The 19,622-nt window shown below is 32.5% G+C and carries 19 protein-coding genes; all 19 read left to right on the forward strand.

All coding sequences use genetic code 11. The annotated features are described in order from the left end of the window. Positions 1 to 11 precede the first annotated feature (11 nt). The 19 genes from ISP08_RS06815 (at position 12) to asnS (ending at position 19,551) form a co-directional block, all read left to right on the forward strand. The gene (locus ISP08_RS06815; protein ID WP_195718130.1) at positions 12 to 1,010 is read left to right on the forward strand and encodes an NAD(P)H-dependent glycerol-3-phosphate dehydrogenase; all 999 of its coding nucleotides are present in this window, start codon (positions 12 to 14) and stop codon (positions 1,008 to 1,010) included. A gap of 169 nt (positions 1,011 to 1,179) precedes the next feature. After that, positions 1,180 to 1,452 carry an HU family DNA-binding protein gene (locus ISP08_RS06820; protein ID WP_048793653.1) on the forward strand — a complete coding sequence of 91 codons (273 nt, stop codon included), beginning with the start codon at positions 1,180 to 1,182 and terminating at the stop codon, positions 1,450 to 1,452. A 282-nt stretch (positions 1,453 to 1,734) separates the two neighbouring features. Continuing rightward, positions 1,735 to 2,292 carry a heptaprenyl diphosphate synthase component 1 gene (locus ISP08_RS06825; protein WP_195718131.1) on the forward strand — a complete coding sequence of 186 codons (558 nt, stop codon included), beginning with the start codon at positions 1,735 to 1,737 and terminating at the stop codon, positions 2,290 to 2,292. Positions 2,293 to 2,306: 14 nt separating this feature from the next. Beyond that, positions 2,307 to 3,008 carry a demethylmenaquinone methyltransferase gene (locus ISP08_RS06830; RefSeq protein ID WP_048793655.1) on the forward strand — a complete coding sequence of 234 codons (702 nt, stop codon included), beginning with the start codon at positions 2,307 to 2,309 and terminating at the stop codon, positions 3,006 to 3,008. Positions 3,009 to 3,033: 25 nt separating this feature from the next. Continuing rightward, positions 3,034 to 3,987: a polyprenyl synthetase family protein gene (locus tag ISP08_RS06835; protein WP_048793674.1), complete on the forward strand. Its 954-nt coding sequence runs from the start codon at positions 3,034 to 3,036 to the stop codon at positions 3,985 to 3,987. Between the two features lie 129 nt (positions 3,988 to 4,116). After that, the gene (ndk, locus tag ISP08_RS06840) at positions 4,117 to 4,566 is read left to right on the forward strand and encodes a nucleoside-diphosphate kinase (RefSeq protein ID WP_048793656.1); all 450 of its coding nucleotides are present in this window, start codon (positions 4,117 to 4,119) and stop codon (positions 4,564 to 4,566) included. A gap of 378 nt (positions 4,567 to 4,944) precedes the next feature. Beyond that, complete coding sequence (gene aroC, locus ISP08_RS06845; protein WP_195718132.1) at positions 4,945 to 6,111, forward strand: chorismate synthase; 1,167 nt, start codon at positions 4,945 to 4,947, stop codon at positions 6,109 to 6,111. Positions 6,112 to 6,149: 38 nt separating this feature from the next. Then, positions 6,150 to 7,214 carry a 3-dehydroquinate synthase gene (gene aroB, locus ISP08_RS06850; RefSeq protein ID WP_195718133.1) on the forward strand — a complete coding sequence of 355 codons (1,065 nt, stop codon included), beginning with the start codon at positions 6,150 to 6,152 and terminating at the stop codon, positions 7,212 to 7,214. 9 nt (positions 7,215 to 7,223) lie between these two features. Then, entirely contained in the window at positions 7,224 to 8,522 is a 1,299-nt protein-coding gene (gene aroA / locus ISP08_RS06855; protein WP_195718134.1) for a 3-phosphoshikimate 1-carboxyvinyltransferase, read from the forward strand. Positions 8,523 to 8,527: 5 nt separating this feature from the next. Beyond that, complete coding sequence (locus tag ISP08_RS06860) at positions 8,528 to 9,769, forward strand: tetratricopeptide repeat protein (RefSeq protein ID WP_195718135.1); 1,242 nt, start codon at positions 8,528 to 8,530, stop codon at positions 9,767 to 9,769. 27 nt (positions 9,770 to 9,796) lie between these two features. Beyond that, on the forward strand, positions 9,797 to 10,345 hold the full coding sequence (locus tag ISP08_RS06865; protein ID WP_195718136.1) for a YpiB family protein: 549 nt from the start codon (positions 9,797 to 9,799) through the stop codon (positions 10,343 to 10,345). 11 nt (positions 10,346 to 10,356) lie between these two features. Then, positions 10,357 to 10,953, forward strand: coding sequence for a DUF1405 domain-containing protein (locus ISP08_RS06870; RefSeq protein WP_195718137.1), 597 nt, complete (start codon positions 10,357 to 10,359; stop codon positions 10,951 to 10,953). Positions 10,954 to 10,992: 39 nt separating this feature from the next. Beyond that, positions 10,993 to 11,688 carry a zinc metallopeptidase gene (locus ISP08_RS06875; protein ID WP_048793663.1) on the forward strand — a complete coding sequence of 232 codons (696 nt, stop codon included), beginning with the start codon at positions 10,993 to 10,995 and terminating at the stop codon, positions 11,686 to 11,688. A gap of 159 nt (positions 11,689 to 11,847) precedes the next feature. Next, complete coding sequence (locus ISP08_RS06880; RefSeq protein WP_048793664.1) at positions 11,848 to 12,159, forward strand: nucleotide pyrophosphohydrolase; 312 nt, start codon at positions 11,848 to 11,850, stop codon at positions 12,157 to 12,159. Between the two features lie 21 nt (positions 12,160 to 12,180). After that, positions 12,181 to 13,311: an N-acetyl-alpha-D-glucosaminyl L-malate synthase BshA gene (bshA, locus tag ISP08_RS06885; protein WP_048793665.1), complete on the forward strand. Its 1,131-nt coding sequence runs from the start codon at positions 12,181 to 12,183 to the stop codon at positions 13,309 to 13,311. Next, on the forward strand, positions 13,304 to 14,509 hold the full coding sequence (locus tag ISP08_RS06890) for a CCA tRNA nucleotidyltransferase (RefSeq protein WP_195718138.1): 1,206 nt from the start codon (positions 13,304 to 13,306) through the stop codon (positions 14,507 to 14,509). The genes bshA and ISP08_RS06890 overlap by 8 nt, the downstream gene beginning before the upstream one ends. Next, a complete protein-coding gene (locus ISP08_RS06895) occupies positions 14,496 to 15,467 on the forward strand; it encodes a biotin--[acetyl-CoA-carboxylase] ligase (protein ID WP_195718139.1) in 972 nt (323 codons plus the stop codon). Before ISP08_RS06890 ends, ISP08_RS06895 begins: the two co-directional genes overlap by 14 nt. Positions 15,468 to 15,489: 22 nt before the next feature. Further along, positions 15,490 to 18,174, forward strand: coding sequence for a helicase C-terminal domain-containing protein (locus tag ISP08_RS06900; protein ID WP_195718140.1), 2,685 nt, complete (start codon positions 15,490 to 15,492; stop codon positions 18,172 to 18,174). Positions 18,175 to 18,258: 84 nt separating this feature from the next. Further along, positions 18,259 to 19,551 (forward strand): asparagine--tRNA ligase, encoded by a 1,293-nt coding sequence (gene asnS, locus ISP08_RS06905; RefSeq protein WP_048793173.1) that lies wholly within the window; start codon positions 18,259 to 18,261, stop codon positions 19,549 to 19,551. The last annotated feature ends 71 nt before the right edge of the window (positions 19,552 to 19,622 follow it).

A 19,622-nucleotide genomic window follows, 5' to 3' on the forward strand; every position in this document is an offset into this window, starting at 1 on the left:
AGGGGAAATCGATGACTAATATTACTGTATTTGGTACTGGAAGCTTTGGCACGGCTTTAGCAAACGTTCTTGCTGAAAATGGCAATGACGTTTTAATGTGGGGTAAAAATGAAGGTACCATTAACGAAATTAACACAAGTCATAGCAACACAAAGTACTTAAAAAATGCTCAGTTAAGCACTAAAATCTTAGCTACAAATAATCTACAACAAGCGGTAGAACATGCCGATATTTATTTAATAGCACTACCAACCAAAGCGATACGAGATGTTGTTTCTGAAATCGATCAACTTTTATCATCGTCTAAAGTATTTATTCATGTAGCTAAAGGTATTGAAAACGGGACATTCAAACGTGTTTCTGAAATGATAGAAGATTCATTAACAGCTTCACACAATGGTGGTATTGGCGTCTTATCTGGTCCAAGCCATGCTGAAGAAGTTGTAATTAAACAACCAACGACAGTTGCAGCATCATCTAAAAACATAGAAATAAGTAATTTAATACAAGACTTATTTATGAATGATTATTTACGTGTATATACGAATAATGATTTAATCGGTGTAGAACTAGGTGGCGCTTTAAAAAATATTATCGCAGTGGCTAGTGGCGTTATAGCAGGTATGGGCTTTGGCGATAACGCTAAAGCGGCATTAATGACTAGAGGATTAGCCGAAATTAGTAGATTGGGTGACACATTAGGTGCTGATCCAATGACTTTCCTTGGTTTAGGTGGCATTGGCGATTTAATTGTTACATGTACTTCTACACACTCTAGAAACTTCACGTTAGGATACAAATTAGGTGAAGGTAAATCTGTAGATGAGGCTTTAAATGAAATGAATATGGTTGTAGAAGGCATTTATACAACTGAATCTGTTTACCATTTAGCTGAAAATCACCATGTAGATATGCCGATTACAGCTACTTTATATGGCGTTTTATTCGAAAACAAGCCAGTAAATGAAAGCGTTAAATACCTAATGGGACGAGAGAAGAAAGCAGAATAACGGTGTATTTTTACAATATAGTACTTAATTTCGCTAAATTATGATAAAAAACCTATAATTACAGCGTTTTTTGCATATAAATCATTGCAGTGGCAATAATCGTTGTGTTAAAGTCATACCATAATGATATTAAGTTATCATTATTAACCCTAGGGGAGGTGAATTTGTAATGAATAAAACAGATTTAATCAACTCAGTTGCTGATCAAGCTGATTTAACAAAAAAACAAGCAGGTTTAGCTGTTGACGCAGTATTCGAATCTATTCAATCATCACTTGCTAAAAGTGAAAAAGTTCAATTAATCGGATTCGGTAACTTTGAGGTACGTGAACGTGCTGCACGTAAAGGACGTAACCCTCAAACTGGTAAAGAAATTGAAATCCCTGCAAGCAAAGTTCCAGCATTTAAAGCTGGTAAAGCGCTTAAAGATGCAGTTAAATAATTCTTTACTTAACAAAAGCCCTTTTTAAAAGGGCTTTTCTTTTTGTCTTTATTCAATATATTACTTATTATTATGATACAAAATACTTTCATTCACTAATTAGTCAAATACTTTAATACATACATATACAATGAATTGTGTTATTAATGTTATAATTTATATCTGTGGAAAACATAATTTCATTGTAAACTTTCAATATTTCTTGTTAACTCAATCATCCTGCATTTTATTTTTTAACATATAATGTTAATATGAATATTGATTACAACGTGAGGTGTAAAGATGGAAACGACATATAGAATATTAGAAAATCAAATTACTCAACGGTTGGCTGGTATTAAAAATTACGAACCTATACATATTAACCAAGCTTTAAGTCGCTATTTAGATTCGTACCAATTGCCAATGAAAGCTAAATTAGCTTGCCTCACAATTGACACGGCTATGCGCCATTTAGATACAACTTCAGCAAATCATTTATCGAGACACTCTATTTTAATTGGTGATTTATTGAGTGCTCATTTTTATACGCTATTAGCGGAATTAAATGAACCTGCATATCAAGATAAAATAAGTAAAGCGATTGTTACTGTAAATGAATTAAAATCATCTATACAACAGCAACAATTGAACATAGAGGAATTGGTAGATGCTATTGTGAAGATTGAAACAATTTTCCCATATATTACCGCGGATTACTTTTCTGTTGAATTATCATTAACAGATCTAATTAAACAACTTATTCCATCAATCGCTGAGAAGCCCCCAATCTATTTAAATAACTTTTCTCACGATAGGTTAACTGAACTGCAAACTAAAATTGAAGCTCATTATATATAAAAGAGGTAATAAACATGACTGAAAACAAAGCTAAAAAAGAACAAGTTCACACAGTATTTCAAAACATCTCCAATAAATATGATCGCCTAAACAATATTATTAGCTTCGAGCAACATATCATTTGGAGAAAACATACAATGAAAGAAATGAATGTCAAACCTGGTAGCAAAGCGTTAGATGTATGCTGTGGCACTGCAGATTGGACTATCGCATTAAGTAAAGCTGTTGGCAACAACGGTCACGTTACTGGCGTAGACTTTAGTGAAAACATGTTAGCTGTCGGTGAAGAAAAAATTAAAGGTTACAATAATATTAAATTAGTGCATGGTGATGCCATGAATCTTCCTTTTGAAGATAATACATTCGATTATGTAACGATTGGCTTTGGTTTGCGTAACGTACCAGATTACCTAGCTACTTTAAAAGAATTAAATAGAGTACTAAAACCAGGAGGTATGGTTGTTTGTTTAGAAACGAGCCAACCTACGATGCCCGTGTTTAAACAGTTCTATAAAATGTACTTTAAATTTGTAATGCCTATTTTCGGTAAAATTTTTGCCAAATCGAAAGATGAATACGAGTGGTTACAACAATCAACATTTAATTTCCCTGATAAAGAAAAATTAAGACGCTTGTTCAATCAAGCTGGTTTTAGCAATTTAAAAGTTCGTAGCTATACAGGTGGCGTTGCTGCAATGCACCTTGGCTATAAATAAATCGAAACAACCAAAGGTGATTAACGTGGCAAAGTTAAACATGAACAACGAAATCAAGAAAATTGAAAAGTACTTACAACAAGCGATAAAAAGTAATGATAAAGTTTTGGAAGATGCTGCTTTTCACTTACTATCATCAGGGGGCAAACGCGTTAGACCAGCATTTGTGATTCTAAGTAGCCAATTTGGTAAAGGAAATGAAAGTTATACTAATCGTGTAGCCGTAGCCTTAGAGCTTATTCATATGGCGACATTAGTACATGATGATGTCATCGATAAAAGCGATACGCGTAGAGGACGCTTAACCATATCCAAAAAATGGGATCAACAAACGGCGATTCTAACTGGGAATTTTTTACTTGCATTAGCTTTGGAACATATTTCATACATTCCTGATCATCGCGTCCATAGTGTTATTTCAAATGCGATTATCGATGTATGCAAAGGGGAATTGTTCCAATTCCAAGATCAATTTAATAGCCAACAATCCATTACTAATTATTTGCGTCGCATAAATAGAAAAACGGCGCTTCTTATTCAATTATCTACGGAAGTAGGGGCAATTTCTTCAGGCGCGGATGAACAAACTGTTCATCGCTTAAAATTTATCGGTCATTATATTGGCATGAGTTTCCAAATTGTTGACGATATTTTAGATTTTACTAGTACAGAGAAAAAGTTAGGTAAACCAGTGGGCAGTGACTTAATGAATGGTCATATTACCTTACCAGTATTATTAGAAATAAGAAAAAACCCAGAGTTTAAAAAGCGTGTTGCTGCTTTAACACCAAACAGTCCTACAGAAGATTTTAAATATTGTATCGACGTTATTAGAAATTCTGAAAGTATTAGCGAAGCACAAGCTGTTAGCGATAAATATTTAAACAAGGCAGTAACGCTTATAAATTCTCTTAATAATAAAGAAGCACAAACGTTATTTAACAAATTAATCCAAAAAATGAGTAAAAGAAATGTGTAACATTTGTGAAAAGCATTGAAAGCGTTTTTACATACTGGTATTATAATATTGTGTTGTTAAATATGACATACTAATCGAGTATTTTTAACACAATATATTGATACATAAACACAGGGGGATTTACTCACAATGGAAAGAACATTTTTAATGATTAAACCTGACGCGGTTCAACGTAACTTAATTGGAGAAATTATTTCTCGTATAGAACGCAAAGGACTAAAACTTGTCGGTGGTAAACTAATGACTGTTGATAAATCTTTAGCAGAAACACATTATGCTGAGCATGTTGATAAACCATTTTACAACAACTTAGTATCATTTATTACTTCTGCGCCAGTATTTGCAATGGTAGTCGAAGGGGAAGACGCTGTTCGCGTAGCACGTCATATTATCGGCTCTACAAATCCATCAGAAGCTACACCAGGTACGATTAGAGGCGACTTAGGTTTAACAGTGGGCAGAAATATTATTCACGGTTCTGATTCTGTAGAAGCTGCGACTAAAGAAATCAATTTATGGTTTAACACTGATGAATTAAGCGATTACGAACAGCCACGTAATCCTTGGTTATATGAATAATAATAAATAATAATTATTTAATTATATATAAGGATGACTTCGAAATGATTTTTGAGTAGAGGTCATCCTTTTTATATTTTAGCAATACAAAAGCTTTATCAAATAAATGTTTAAAAGTTAATAATAAAATACTTTTAATTTTACTCATGCACTTTAATCATGTTTTACTTAAGTTGTAATAGTTAGAATATTTTCACATTACATAAAGATTTAAGCACAAATAAAAATTCTTAGTCACACATGAATGTCGATTTAAGATTGACTATGATTTTAACAAAACTTATCAAATCGTAAAAATACTATTAATATGACTATATTTATATGATAAGATATAGAACATATTATAATTTAAAGCACTAAAGAACGGAGAGGTTATTAATGAGATATTTAACATCGGGCGAGTCACATGGACCACAATTAACAGTTATAATTGAAGGTGTACCAGCAAATTTAGAAATCAATGTTGAAGATATAAATGAGCAAATGTTCAAAAGACAAGGTGGCTATGGCCGCGGTCGTCGTATGCAAATTGAAAAAGACACAGTAGAAATTGTATCTGGTGTACGTAACGGTTATACATTAGGGAGTCCAATTACTTTAGTCGTGAAAAATGATGATTTTACCCACTGGAGAAATATCATGGGGGCAGATCCAATTAGTGACGAACATCGTGAAAATATGAAGCGTGTCATTACTAAACCGAGACCTGGACATGCAGATTTAATCGGCGGTATGAAATATAATCATCGCGATTTAAGAAACGTCTTGGAACGTTCTTCTGCACGTGAAACTGCTGCACGTGTTGCAGTAGGCGCAGTTTCAAAAATTCTTTTACAACAATTAGACATAACATTTTATAGTCGTGTCGTTGAAATTGGTGGCGTTAAAGATCAAGGTCTTTACGATTTAGAAACAATTAAAAATGGTGTAGACAAAAACGATGTACGTGTTATTGATGAAAATATTGCTCAAGATATGCGTGACAAAATCGATGAAGCGAAAAAAGCAGGCGATACTTTGGGCGGCGTAGTACAAGTTGTCGTTGAAGGCTTACCTGTAGGTATCGGTAGTTATGTACACTATGACCGTAAGTTAGACGGCAGAATTGCACAAGGCGTTGTGAGTATCAATGCATTTAAAGGTGTTAGTTTTGGTGAAGGCTTTAACGCTGCAGAAAAACCTGGTAGCCAAATTCAAGACGAGATTTTATATGATGAAACAAATGGTTATTACAGAGGTACAAACCATTTAGGTGGTTTTGAAGGTGGAATGTCAAATGGCATGCCAATTATTGTCAACGGCGTTATGAAACCTATTCCAACACTTTACAAACCATTAAACTCAGTTGACATAAATACTAAAGAATCATTTAAAGCTTCTATAGAGCGTTCTGATAGTTCAGCCGTACCAGCCGCAAGTGTAGTAGTCGAAAACGTAGTCGCATTTGAAATTGCTAAAGCACTATTGGAAGAATTCCAATCAAACCATATTGAACAATTACAAGAACAAATTAAAGAACGTCGATTACTAAATATTGAGTACTAATATTAATCATTTAATTTAAATCAAGAATAGGTGAGTATATGAAACTAGAAACTACGTATCAATCTAATAATTATCCTATTATCGTAGAACGTAATGCATTAAAACAACTACATCAATATCTTGATTCATATAAAGACGTAGTACTAATAGTGGATGCCGAAGTGAATCAATTGTGGGAAGATGTATTAAGTTTTATAACAACAGATTATGATGCACATAAAATTGTCATACCATCAGGAGAAAGTACAAAGACGTTTTCATTTTACGAAGAAACAATTGAGTCTCTTCTGAGCAAACATTTAACAAGAGATACATGTCTAATTGCTGTTGGTGGAGGTGCCACTGGAGATTTTACTGGCTTTTTAGCTGCAACTTTATTACGTGGTGTAGATTTTATTCAAGTACCAACGACTATTTTGGCCCATGATTCAAGCGTGGGTGGCAAAGTAGGTATCAATTCTCAGCACGGTAAAAATCTGATCGGTGCATTTTATCGACCTAAAGCCGTTATTTATGATTTGAACTTTTTAGATAGTTTGCCTTATAGCGAAGTAATTAGTGGTTATGCTGAAGTATACAAACATGCATTATTAAATGATAAAGATGCTGTAACTGCTTTAGAAGAACAATACGATAATAGTGATAATCTACATCAGCTAACAAACATAGATTATTATATTTATAAAGGTATTGAAACTAAATTAAATATTATTATTCAAGATGAAAAAGAAAGTAACGTTCGTAAATTTTTAAATCTTGGTCATACTTTTGGTCATGCTGTAGAGTATAACCATAAAATACCGCATGGTCATGCCATCATGATAGGTTTAATTTATCAATTTATCGTCTCAAACAAGCAATTAAATACTAATTTTGATATTCAACATTTTATTAATTATCTAACTGCGCTTCATTATCCATTAGAGCTTATTGCAGAGTTTAATTTTGATATTTTATATGATTTGATGTTGAACGATAAAAAGAATGACTTTGAGGGCGTACAAATGGTATTACTAGAAGATTTTGGTAAACCAGTGGTTCAACATGTTAATAAACAAATACATGAACAAGCTTTCGAAACTTTACAATCATATTTTAAGTAGGTGACTATATTGAGCAACAGTGAAACAATAAACATAAATGGTCCTTTAGTGGGCGAAATTGAAGTGCCTGGAGACAAATCCATGACGCATAGAGGCATTATATTAGGATCATTAGCTAAGGGCAAAACAACGATATATAAACCTTTATTAGGTGAAGATTGTTTACGCACTGTAGAAATTTTCAAGCGCTTGGGCGTTGATATTACAGTTACTGATGATGCAATTTCTATAGATTCTCCAGGATATGCGCACTTCCAAACGCCACACCAAGTACTGTATACAGGTAATTCTGGTACGACGACACGTCTAGTTGCAGGATTGCTTTGTGGCCTTGGTATTGAATCTGTATTATCCGGTGATGAGTCCATAGGTAAGAGACCTATGGATAGAATTATGAAGCCTTTAACTTCAATGGGCGCTCATATAACAGGTATTGATGATAATTACACGCCATTAATTATTAAACCAGCTCAAATATATGGCATAAATTACCAAATGGAAGTAGCAAGCGCGCAAGTTAAAAGTGCTATCCTTTTTGCTAGTCTATTTTCAAAAGAAATTACGACGATTGAAGAAATAGATATTACGCGTAACCATACCGAAACAATGTTTAAACATTTCAATATACCTATAGAAGTAGTTGGCAATACGCTCCATACACAACCTAATGCCATCAGCCATATTACACCCGCTGACTTCACTGTGCCAGGAGATATTTCTTCAGCAGCATATTTTATTGTAGCAGGTTTAATCACTCCTGGAAGTGATGTTACAATTCATAATGTTGGCATTAACCCGACCCGTTCAGGTATTATAGATATCGTTGAAAAAATGGAAGGGAACATTGAATTATTTAATGTCACTGAAGGGCCAGAACCCACTGCATCAGTCCGAGTTCAATACACGCCACAGTTAAAAGGCATTCACATCGAAGGTGACTTAGTACCTAGAGCAATTGATGAAATGCCAATTATTGCTTTACTATGTACGCAAGCAGCAAACAGTAGTGTTATAAAAGATGCCGAAGAATTAAAGGTTAAAGAAACAAACCGTATTGATACTACTGCCAATATGTTGAATTTATTAGGTTTTACATTACAACCAACAAATGATGGTTTAATTATTCATCCTTCTAAATTAGAACAAACAGCTACTGTCGACAGTTTTACTGATCATCGTATCGGTATGATGTTAGCAATCGCTTCATTATTAACAACTGAGTCACTTACGATTGAACAATTTAATGCAGTTAATGTTTCGTTCCCAGGATTCTTATCAACATTAAAACAATTAGAAAACGAGGGATAATCTATATGCAAGATATCTATAAACTTATAGACGATATCAATGTACAAAAATTGGATAATTTAGATACTCGTGTTAATGATGCATTAAGTTCTACAAATGATGATGCTTTATTTATTTTAGGTGAGACTTTATTTAATTTTGGTTTAACACCACAAGCTATTGAGGTCTTTAGAACACTTTATAATAAATATCCAGACGAAAGTGAATTATTAATTTATTTAATCGATGGCCTTATAGCCGAAGACCAAACTGATGAGGCTTTAGAATATTTAACAGAAGTAGAAGTATCTCCAGAAAAGTTAATGTTAGAAGCTGATTTATATCAACAACTCAACATGTTAGAAGTAGCAATTGATAAATTAACTGAAGCACGTGAATTACAACCTAACGATCCAATTATTCATTTCGCTTTGGCTGAAATATTATATTATGATGGCCAATACTTAAGAGCAACTTCAGAATATGAGACAGTACTCGAAACAGGTGAATATGAAATTAATGGCGTTAATTTATTTTCACGTATTGCCGATTGTAGTTTACAAAGTGGTAACTACAGTGACGCTATTAAAATGTTCGATGAAATAAACGACGATGAAATGAACTCTGAAGATTACTTTAAAAAAGCAATAGCGTACGATAAAAACGAATTAACACAAGAGGCTATTAAATTAGTTCAAACGTTATTATCTAAAGACCCAGACTTTTTACAAGGGTACTTTTTCTTACAACAACTACATGAACAAGAACATAATTATGCGGACGCTATCGAAATCGGTAAAGAAGGTTTACGTCTAAGCCAATTTTATAAAGAATTAATGGTGACGACAGGTAAACTCGAAATAGACCATGGCGATGCAAATGAAGGTGTTTCACTTTTAACACAAGCATTGGATGTAGATAATTCTTATCAAGAACCATTACTTATTCTTAGTGACTTATTTAGAAGTGAAGAAGATTATGAATCTCTTATTTCACTGTTACAGTATGTGGACGAAGAAGATTTAGATCCTGTATTTATGTGGCATTTAGCCTATGCTTATGGACAAGAAGAACGTGATAAAGAAGCGCAACATTTCTTTAATCTCGCTTATCCAACATTACAAACACAGGCAGAATTTTTAAGCGATTACTATTATTATTTAATTGAAATAGGTCAAATAGACACTGCCAAAACGATATTAAATCAATTATTAGAAATTGAGCCAAGTAACGAAACTTGGCATGAAGAAGCTCAACGTATACAATAAGATGAATGTAAAGTGAGGTGAGCGCCAATGACAACAAGTTTAAACCAAATGAAAATTAACTTTATTGAATATTTATTGTTCCAATATGAATTTAAATCTAGAATAAGCGTTTGGGTTTTAAACTACATTAAAAGCTCACCTCAACATATTGATAACGTTCATTTCGTCTACGAAACAATTAATGATCATAATACATTGGACATTTCAACTAAAGCTGCCAATGAAGAAGCAATTACTTTAAAAACTACAGAACATATACTTATCAACAGCAATGAAATATTTACGTTCATTGCTAATTCTAATTTATCACTAGACATTAAAATTAATTTTGCTCAAAACAGTAAAAGAGAACGTCGCCTCGATGAATTATTAGTATATCAATTATTAAAGTCGCCATATTATGCTATTTATATGAATGATATCTTTACAATTCCATTGTCTACACAACATGAATCTTCAATTATTCAACATTTACAAGACAATATTGATTTAAGTTTGCAATTTAGACAACCAGAACAATTTTATCAATTATCTCAAATTTTAAAGTTATTTAAATCTAGAAATTCAAATCCATAGAGGAACGGTCTATGTCTATAAAAACAATAATTAACGCTTTAATTTATAATAAAGTCGCATTATGGATATTATTAATTTGCAACTTGGCAGGTACAATTTATGGTTATATTTGGTATGATACACAATTAAGTGTTACTGATTGGCAGTTTGTCCCATTTGTACCGGATAGCCCAACCGCTTCATTATTCTTATGTTTTGTTATCTTAGCTTTTATTTTTAATAAAAGTAACTCCGTCATTGAAGCTTTAGCCTTCGTATCTTTATTTAAATATGGTGTGTGGGCTGTTTTAATGAATATTATAATGTTTATCGATGAGCGACAAATCTTTTTAAACGGCCTAATGTTAATTATCTCTCACGGTATTATGGCATTAGAAGCTATCATTTTTTATCCTAGAATGAAAGTGACGATAGTAGGGCTTGTTATTGGAATGATTTGGGTATTTCATAATGATGTAATAGATTATGTTTTTAAACAATATCCATATTACCCATTTATAGAACAACACCTTAGTGCAATAGCTTATTTAACAATATGGTTAAGCATAATCTCATTATTATTATATTTATGGCGTGTTTTTAAGAGTAAAACATTTGACCATTTTTAACGTTGACAGTAAAATAAAGATATAAAGGAGTGAGGATTTTTGTCTTTAATATCTTATATTATATATATTGTTATTTTAATGCTCCTGCCATTGTGGGCGCAGCACAAAGTCAAATCAAACTATGAAAAATATTCACAAGTTAGATCCACGAGTGGTAAGACAGGTCAAGAAGTTGCATTAGAAATCCTACATGCGAATGGCATTTATGATGTTGACGTTGTTGAAGGTGAAGGTTTCTTAACAGACCATTACGACCCACGTAAAAAAGTCGTCGTATTATCACCAGCCAACTTCAGTAGACCGTCAGTAGCTGGAACAGCAATTGCGGCACACGAAGTTGGACATGCAATTCAACACGCACAAGGCTATTTCTATTTAAGATTTAGAACAGCATTAGTACCATTAGCATCTATTGGTAATTCAGTAGGTTACATCGCAATAATTGCTGGTATCATATTAACTAGTATGCAAAGTGCGATAGGTACTACTGCATTATGGATTGGTATTGCATTCATGGCTTTCGCAGTGTTATTCTCTATTGTTACTTTACCAGTAGAGTTTAATGCCAGTAGCCGAGCAATGAAACAAATTACTAAGCTAAATATTGTTAATGAGAATGAATACAAACATGCTAAAAAAGTATTATCTGCAGCAGCAATGACATATGTTGCATCTACAGCAGTTGCTTTAGCTGAACTTGTAAGATTTATTCTTATTGCTAGATCTAGTGATTAATCATTTTTATAGTAGCACATCTTTTCAATTGAAAAGATGTGCTTTTTTCTTATGTTATAACATTAAATTTAATACGATATTGATGTTGCATCATTAATGCATAGCACTTTGATTTAGTCTATACTAAATAGGACATGATATTACAAAGGAGCGATTAAATTGAAATCAATGACAGAAATGCAAAAAGAAGTCGATGCGTTTATTGGTCAATTTAACACTGGCTATTTCTCACCTTTAGCAAATTTAGCTCGCTTAACAGAAGAAGTTGGAGAGTTATCTAGAGAAATTAACCACTTATACGGTGAAAAAAAGAAAAAAGATAGCGAAGATGACAATACGATTAAAGCAGAATTAGGTGACAACCTTTTTGTGTTACTATGTATAGCAAATTCACTAGATATAGATATGACTGAGAGTTTTAATGAAACAATGGATAAATATAACAAACGCGACAAAAATCGTTACGACTGATAGAAAGGGTGTGAGCACCTGATGAAAATTGGAATTACGTGCTATCCATCTATGGGTGGATCAGGCATTATTGCTACTGAATTAGGTATAAAATTAGCCGAAAGAGGCCATGATATACATTTTATTACTTCTAATATCCCGTTTAGGATTCGTAAACCTCTACCCAACATTACATTCCACCAAGTAGAAGTTAATCAATATGCTGTATTTCAATATCCACCATATGACATAACACTTAGTACTAAAATTGCTGAAGTGATAAATGAATATGATTTAGACTTACTACATATGCACTATGCTGTACCCCATGCTGTATGTGGTATTTTAGCCAAACAAATGTCCGGTAAAGATATTAAAATAATGACGACATTACACGGCACAGATATCACAGTATTGGGTTATGACCATTCTTTAAAAAATGCAATTAAATTTGGCATCGAAGAAAGCGATATTGTTACGAGTGTAAGTAAATCATTAGCGCAACAAACGCAAGAAATTATAGAAACATCTAAAGAAATTGTACCTATTTATAATTTCGTGAGGGAAAATGAGTTCCCAACAATAAGAAATACTAATTTAAAACAATATTATGGTATTGAAGATGATGAAAAGGTCATTATCCACGTCTCAAACTTTAGAGCTGTTAAACGAATAGACACAGTGATTGAAACGTTTGCCAAGATTCATAAGCAAATGGCATCTAAATTGTTATTAATCGGTGATGGTCCCGAATTAATGGACATGAAACAACTTGCAAAAGACTTAGATATAGAAGAATACATCATCTTTTTAGGCAAGCAAGATTGGGTAAGTGAGTTTTATCAATTAGCCGATTTAGTGTTATTATTAAGCGAAAAAGAAAGTTTTGGTCTAACGCTTTTAGAAGCGATGAAATCGGGCGTAGTACCAGTTGGGTCTACCGCTGGAGGTATTAAAGAGGTAATTAGACACGGCGAAACTGGTTATTTAGTAGATGTGGGAGATAGTTCACAAGCAAGTGAATATGCGCTTAAACTATTAACTGACGATACATTGTATAATAAGTTTCAACAAACTATGCTCAAAGACATTGAACAAAGATTCTCATCTGATTTAATTACTGATCAATATGAATACTATTATAGACAAATGTTAGAGGGTAATCATGACTAATATACTATTTGAAGATGCTAAACCTATTATAAAAAATTTAAAAGAACACGGGTTCGAAGCATATTTTGTAGGTGGCTCCGTACGAGATTATTTAATGAATAAAGACATTCATGATATCGATATCACTACGAGTGCTACACCAGATGAAATTGAACGTATTTTTCCTAAAACCGTACCCATTGGTAAAGAGCATGGTACGATAAATGTATTATTTAATAATAGTAGTTATGAAATTACTACATTTAGAACTGAAGATGAATATGTAAATCATCGTAAACCTAACGGTGTCATTTTTGTACGTGATTTATACGAAGATGTTAAACGTCGTGATTTTACCATTAATGCCATTGCAATGGATGAAGCATATAACGTTATAGATTATTTTAATGGTCAAGAAGATATCAAAGCAGAAAATATTAAAACAGTGGGTCATTCAGTAGAACGGTTCGAGGAAGATGCGCTTAGAATTATTAGAGGATTAAGATTTCAATCTCAATTAGCTTTTTCATTAGACAACAAAACCTATGAAGGTATGCAATCACAAATTCACAATATCGAATATCTTTCTATAGAACGCATCATCGTGGAATTTAAAAAATTATTCGCAGGTAAAAATGTGGCTGTAAGTTATCACAATCTTATAAGACTGAACGCATTTGCTTATATTCCTTTCTTCAATCAATACGATATGACTCGTATTAATATAAGCGAGCCACTTCCATTTAATCTATTGATTGCATTAATACAAAATAAATTAACGAGTGATAATGCCCAACTAGGACAATTAAAAATAAGTAATAACGAAAAGAAGGAAATCCAAACTTATAATGATTTATTAACTTCACTTCAAACTATTAATACAAAACAACAACTTAAATTACTTATTTATGATTATGGGTTACACTATAACTTAACAATTTTATCTTACAGTGAAACATTTAAACAAAATAATATCGCGCTGCCATCACCAATCATTTTCAACGAACAACTTTTACGTGAAGTCGCTTATGAAATACCTATTCACGATAGATCCGATATAGACATTTCTGGTAAAGACTTGATAGACAGCCTTCAACAACGAAGTGGCCCATGGATAAAAGAAGCATTGAGAAATATTGAAATTGCGATAATTGATGGTCAATTAACGAATTATAAACCTAAAATTTTAGAATGGGTGAAAGAACATGTCAAAATATAGTCAAAGTGTCATTCATATTTTATATCAACATCAACTTGAATATGTATCCGGACAATATATCGCTGAACAACTTAAGATATCGCGAACTTCAGTCAAAAAAATTATCGACCAACTTAAAAATGAAGGGTGCGATATTGAATCAATAAATCATCGTGGTCATCGACTAATTACGTTACCTGACAAGTGGTATGAAGGTATCGTAGTGCCATTAATTCAAGAGCAGCGCCTTTTTGATAATATAGAAGTCCATGAAACTATTAATTCTACGCAACTGCAAGCTAAGCAACAACTAGTCGGGAATAAAGAATCTTTTTTAATTTTAAGCGATGAGCAAACGCAAGGTAAAGGCCGCTTCAACAGACCTTGGACCTCTGCCAAAAGTAAAGGGTTATGGATGTCAATTGTGCTTCGACCAGCGGTAGCCTTTTCAATGATAACTAAATTTAATTTATTTATAGCTTTAGGTATTCGAGACGCTATTCAACAGTTTTCCAACGATGAAGTTAAAGTGAAGTGGCCAAACGATATATACATTGAAGGCAAAAAAGTTTGTGGATTTTTAACTGAAATGGTCGCAAACAGTGATGGTATAGAAGCGGTTATTTGTGGTATAGGAATTAATATGAATCATCACACAGAAGATTTCGTCGATGAATTAAAGCAAAAAGCAACGAGTATAGCACTACACAGCAATGAAAAGATAAATCGTTATCAATTTTTAAAATCACTTATCACTAATATAGAATATCGTTATGCTCAATTTAATACTAAATCCTTTGAAGCAATTCGTGATGAATACATAGAAGCTTCAAACATCTGGAATAAAGAGTTAAGATTTACAGAGAATAATATTCAGTTTAACGGTAAAGCAATAGACATTGATAACGAAGGCTTTTTAATTGTAAAGGACAGTACTGGCGAAATAAAAAAACTAATGAGTGCTGATATAGAATTATAAACACAGAAAGGAGGAAAACATAATGACCGAACCGTGTTACGCTGTAGTCGACCTAGAAACTACAGGAAACCAATTAGATTTCGATGAAATAATACAAATCGGTATTACTTTCGTGCGTGAAAACAAAATTATCGGTACGTATCATTCTATGATAAAAACAGATTTAGAAATTCCTCCATTTATTCAAGCACTAACATCAATAGAAGAAGATATGTTGGCACAGGCGCCATATTTTCAAGATATAGCTGAGGATATATACAACCAACTCAAAGATTGTATTTTTGTCGCTCATAATGTGGCATTTGATTTGAATTTTATCCGTAAATCATTTAAAAACTGCGGCATTAAATATAAACCTCGCAAAGTTTTAGATACATTAGAACTATTTAAAGTGGCTTTTCCTACAGATAAGAGTTATCAACTAAGTGAACTTGCAGAAGCGCATGACATTCCTTTAGATAACGCTCATAGGGCAGACGAAGATGCAACGACTACGGCTAAGTTAATGATCCTAGCTTTTGAAAAATTTTCAGAATTACCGTTAGATACGCTTAAGCAATTGTATTATTTAAGTAAAAACCTTAAATATGATTTGCATGATATTCTGTTTGAATTAATACGTGCGCAGCACACTACGGATTTACCACAACATTTTGCTAAATTTGAGCAAATCATTTATAAAAAGCAAAAAGATTTTAAAATGCCACACCTAGAATATAATGGCACATTAAAAGAGTTATATACTAATATTATAGAGCGTTTAGATATGACGTATAGACCACAACAACTGTATCTAGCAGAAATTATATTAGAGCAATTAATGCACAGTAGTAAAGCAATGATTGAGGCGCCATTAGGCAGTGGAAAGTCATTCGCTTATTTATTGGCAGCATTAATGTATAACATTGAAACAGGCAAGCATGTCATGATTTCAACGAATACGAAATTACTACAAAATCAATTATTAGAAAAAGATATACCTATGATTAAGCAAGCTTTAAACTTTAAAGTGAATACCACGCTAATCAAAAGCAAAAATGAATATATTTCTCTAGGTTTAATTAGTCAAATTTTAAAAGACGAATCGAGTAATTACGAAGTAAGTATATTAAAAATGCAATTATTAATATGGATTACTGAAACAGATACCGGTGACATACAAGAGCTGAATTTAAAAGGCGGTCAAAAAATGTATTTTGACCAAAAATTAGAAACTTATGTACCCGTACGAAATGATATTCATTACTATAATTTTATTAAACGTAATGCTTATAACATTCAAATAGGTATAACAAACCATGCACATTTAATACATTCGTCGCCAGATAATTCAATTTATCAATTATTTGATGATTGTATCATTGATGAGGCACATCGCTTACCTGATTACGCTTTAAATCAAGTAACAAATGAATTAAGTTATTCAGATATAAAATATCAACTTGGCTTAATTGGTAAAACAGAAAATGAAAAGCTTTTAAAATCTATTGATACACTTGAACAAAAGCGTATTTTAGAAAAGCTAGATATTCCACCGATTGATGTTTTTGGTCTCAAAGTTACGATAAATGAAATACATGATTTGAATGAACAACTTTTTGATACAATTTTCAAAACTATTCATAATTCAGAAGTTCATGATGATGATATGCACAAACTTCATTTTGTATACCATTTTGATAGTGAGCCTATCATTAAAGACCTATCTACAATTATTCATAAATTGAATATGTCTTTAGAATTCTTCAACGGTATGAGTCACAAAATGATTAAATCAGTTAGAAAGCAACTGTTATATATCAATAATCGTTTTAAGGCTATTGAACAAAGTTTAAAAAATAATCATACAAGTTATTTATCTATAAAAAACTTATCACAAAAATCTACTATTAAGTTACATGTTAAAGATTATAACGTTAAAGATGTCTTGACGTCCCAAGTGTTGAATAAGTTTAATGCATTAACATTTATCTCTGGTACTTTAACTTTCAACCATTCATTTGATAACTTTAAAAATTGGTTCAATGAAGACGTATCATTCAATACGTATGAGATTGACAATAACACGTATAATGCAAATCAAACCACGGTGTTTATCCCTAATGATGTTGCATCATACAACTATAAAAACATTAATGATTATGTATCTTCGATAATTAATTATGTGACTGAATACGTCAATGTAGTAGAGTCAAAATGTTTAATACTCTTTACGAGTTATAGAATGATGCATCTTGTTCAAGAACTATTAAATGAACTACCTGAATTTGAAGACTATGTCATTCTCACGCAACAACCTAATCAAAATTATAAAATCGTGCAACAATTCAATAGTTTTGACAAAGCAATTCTTTTAGGTACGGGAACATTCTTTGAAGGCTTTGATTTTCAGTCAAATGGTATTAAATGCGTAATGATCGCCAAACTACCATTTATGAATCAAAATAATACTAAATTCTGGTTAATGGAATCTGAATTTACATCTACATTTAAAGAATATGTATTACCAGATGCAGTAACTCGTTTCAGACAAGGTATTGGTCGCTTAATCAGAAGTGAAAACGATAAAGGCATATTAGTATCTTTTGATGACAGACTGATTAATAGTAGTTACAAACATTTCTTTGAACAGTCATTAGAAAATTTCAGACAAAACAAAGGTGATATAAAACAATTTCATCGTTTGTTAAATAAAATTAAAAAGTAACATCGTGCTACATTGAATTAACTAGATGTTATGTAATGATTTTGTTAAAATATATAAGGATAAATTAATTATAGGAGACTGGTTATGAAGACAACAATTAAAGAAGCAAAAAATTATCTTAACCAAGAAGTGACAATTGGTGGTTGGCTACACAATAAACGTTCAAGTGGTAAAATAGCTTTCTTACAACTTAGAGATGGAACTGGGTTTATGCAAGGTGTCGTAGTGAAGGCAGAAGTTTCAGAAGACACATTCCAGTTAGCTAAAAATATTACTCAAGAATCTTCACTTTTTGTTACTGGCGTTATTACAGAGGATACACGTTCAGATCTTGGTTACGAAATGCAAGTTAAATCAATAGAGGTAATAGACGAAGCGCATGATTATCCTATCACGCCAAAAAACCATGGTACAGAATTTTTAATGGACCATAGACATTTATGGCTACGTTCTAAAAAGCAACATGCTGTTATGAAAATTAGAAACGAAATTATTCGTGCGACGTACGAATTTTTCAATAACAATGGATTCACGAAAATTGATCCACCGATTTTAACGGCAAGTGCACCCGAAGGTACGAGTGAACTTTTCCACACTAAATATTTTGATGAAGATGCATTTTTATCTCAAAGTGGACAATTATATATGGAAGCTGCAGCAATGGCACACGGTAAAGTCTTTTCATTCGGACCAACGTTCAGAGCTGAAAAATCTAAAACACGTCGTCATTTAATCGAGTTTTGGATGATTGAACCAGAAATGGCATTTTATAACCATGATGATAGCTTAGAAGTACAAGAACAATACGTGACACATATCGTTCAGTCAGTATTAAAAAATTGTACAATCGAACTTAAAACTTTAGAGCGTGATACTGAAAAATTAGCTAAAGTTGCAACGCCATTCCCAAGAATTAGCTATGATGATGCCGTTACGTTCTTAAAAGAAGAAGGATTCGACGACATTGAATGGGGCGAAGATTTTGGTGCACCTCATGAAACTGCAATTGCTAATCATTATGATTTACCAGTATTTATTACAAACTATCCAACTAAGATTAAACCATTCTATATGCAACCAAACCCTGAAAATGAAGACACTGTGCTATGTGCTGATTTAATTGCACCTGAAGGCTATGGTGAAATTATTGGCGGCTCAGAACGTATCAATGACTTAGCGTTAATGGAACAACGTATCAACGAACACGAATTAGACGCTGAAAGCTATAGCTATTATTTAGATTTACGTAAATATGGTAGTGTACCACACAGTGGTTTCGGTCTAGGCTTAGAACGTGCAGTGGCATGGATATCTGGCGTAGAACATGTAAGAGAAACATCACCATTCCCAAGATTACTAAATCGTTTATATCCATAAAATATAAAGCAAATTGTCCAGTCATCATAATAACGGCTGGACTTTTTTATCACTTATTTAATATTGAAAAG

The organism is Staphylococcus lloydii (assembly GCF_015775975.1).
In the GTDB taxonomy this organism is placed as follows: Bacteria; Bacillota; Bacilli; order Staphylococcales; family Staphylococcaceae; genus Staphylococcus; species Staphylococcus lloydii.